This is a genomic window from Vibrio sp. OPT46 (assembly GCF_015163535.1).
GTDB classification, from domain to species: Bacteria; Pseudomonadota; Gammaproteobacteria; order Enterobacterales; family Vibrionaceae; genus Vibrio; species Vibrio alginolyticus.
On the sequence record NZ_JADDYG010000539.1, the window covers coordinates 1 to 2,302 of the forward strand.

The 2,302-nt window shown below is 38.6% G+C and carries 3 protein-coding genes; 1 reads left to right on the plus strand and 2 read right to left on the minus strand.

Annotated elements, in window-relative coordinates:
- Window positions 1-274, minus strand: a 274-nt coding sequence (locus IQR33_RS22220) for a helix-turn-helix domain-containing protein (RefSeq protein WP_228014063.1), incomplete at its 3' end; no start/stop codon positions are given.
- Window positions 275-946: 672 nt separating this feature from the next.
- Window positions 947-1,309 carry a hypothetical protein gene (locus IQR33_RS22225; protein WP_193844048.1) on the minus strand — a complete coding sequence of 121 codons (363 nt, stop codon included), beginning with the start codon at window positions 1,307-1,309 and terminating at the stop codon, window positions 947-949.
- Window positions 1,310-1,387: 78 nt separating this feature from the next.
- On the opposite strand from IQR33_RS22225, the gene IQR33_RS22230 reads away from it, so the two are divergent.
- Window positions 1,388-2,302, plus strand: a 915-nt coding sequence (locus tag IQR33_RS22230) for a DNA cytosine methyltransferase (RefSeq protein WP_193844049.1), incomplete at its 3' end; no start/stop codon positions are given.

Below are 2,302 nucleotides of genomic sequence, written 5' to 3' on the forward strand. Positions count from 1 at the left end.
CCATATTGCCCGGGGTCGCCTGGTCAATTAAGTTGGCGATATCGGAGACCTTGAAATAAACGCGTCTGCCTATTTTTATCCGGTTTGGTTTTAGCTTATTGGCTAGTTCGCAATTTGTACGAAGTGTAATCCTCAAGCCTTCAGGGCTGCGATGCAGGATCTCCGCAACCTGAGTAAATGAAAGCAGCGGAGATCCTCCATAGTGGTTGTAGAGGCTTTCCTCAGTGGTCATTGTGTTTTCTTTAGTCGTTACGTCGCGATGTTCTGTACCCATACCGATCTCCTTTGCCAGTCTCTCTATTGACTTTGAGATAGTCTATGCATAAGGCTTTGGGGCTGTAAACTGCACTTTAACATCACGTTTGTGAATTTTAGCTTCAATTTTTCGATATATCGTAGATCTTTTGGGTGTGTTTTGTTGGTTTTTTAGCGGCTAAAATCTAGTCTTTGCTGATTTTGAGCTTTCTAGATTTCGGTATATCGAACATCGATATCTATAGTGATAAAGTTAATTTTTTATCGTTTTGTTTTAATTGTAAAAATTGTTTTTGTTCTGGATTTATAAATAAAGAGAGAGAAGTGACATCAAGTGAGTGAGATAGTACGTAGAGTTAGATTAATTCGGGTGAAATACGCTTAACTTGCAAGAATCACCTACCATGATTTTCTTTTAGTTGCATGTGTATTTGTGATTTAAATCACCGTTATTGTTAGGTAATCACATTCTATGGTTACTCAGTCGTCGTGAATATGCCCCCCAAGTGTCAATAGGGGCGAGAGCTTAACGAAACAAGTGAGGTATTGCTGGAGGTGATTACGGGGTTATTGACACATGGGGGGGGCGTTATTGTGTTGAGAGTCGTCACTGGACTAACGAGTGTCTACTGACTTTGTGGCTATTCAGGTTGCTAATTTTTTGTCACAAAAGCTGTCACCGCAATGAACATTAAATTGTCTTTGCTATTGCTTTTACGAGGTTACCATGTGCTGTAGGTAGATTCTCTGATAACTCCGGATGCTTGTAAATTGTAAACTTCTTTAGTGCTGAACGGAGGCTACCTGTTAGGCTGTAACATGCTGCTTTAGTTGTTGTATTCTGTTCTGAATATACTTGGATTTTGGCAAGTAGCTTTAAGTAACCTTCTTTGCTTGCTATCTCTTGCTCTAATTCTGAACATATAGATTTATGGATACGATTTACTCGACTTTTAGTGTCTTTCGCCACCTTTGGCGAAAGAGCGGAGTAGGAAATCAACCAATTTTCAAACTGATTTAGATCACTTATAAAGTCGACTCTGTTCTGTGTCATGTTACGTACCAATCGATAATCATTTATGTTATCTTAGCGCTAATGTAAGCGCTAAACAAATGTGAACGTATAGTTATCATGAAAAAACAGCATACCTTAATCTCTCTATTCACTGGAGCTGGCGGTATGGATCTTGGTCTAGAGCAGGCCGGATTTACAACGCTCGTTGCTAACGAATTAGAACCTCAAGCTTGTGAAACACTTAGAAGAAATAAGGAGTTATGTCATCTAGAAGGTAAAGAACTGGAGAGCTTTATCTCTAACTCTCTGCAACAAAGATGTTTTAATCGCTTAAGTGATTTTGAAAAAGAGCAGTTTTTTGATCGCTTAAAGACTAACACCGATAAAGATAAATTTTTGCAAGAGTGTCAGGTAATAGAAGGGGATATTAGAACAGTCCCTTCTAATGTGTTTAAAGAGCATTCAAATGGTTCGGAAATTTTTTGTATCGCCGGCGGGCCACCATGTCAGCCTTTCAGCAAAGCGGGAAAAAAGAAATCATTAGATTGTACTAAGAATGGCGATTTATTTTTTGAGTTTGTTAGGGTCGTTAATGATGTAAAACCTAAATGGTTTCTGTTTGAAAATGTTAAAGGTATAACGTTCACTAAAACAGATGTGTTGTATCAGACATGTAACAGTTGCGGTGAGCACAATATTGCTCCATTCAGGATTCGCCAGGATTTCGAAACAAACAAAGAAACTGTACCTTGTTTAAAATGTGCTTCTAACGATACTCGTTGGCTTGTTAAGAATGAGCCCGGAGGGTCATTAAAAATCATATTTAATGAGTTTAAGAAAATAGGATACAAGTGCTCATTTAAAGTCTTAAATGCTGCGGATTATGGTGCTCCTCAAATAAGGGAACGACTTTTTATTGTCGGTAGCAGAGAAGGCAAAGACTTTTTGTGGCCAGAGCCTACTCACGCCAAGGTTGTGGATAAGAATGTGCAAACAGATTTATTCATCAGCAATACAAAAAAATCTTGGGTG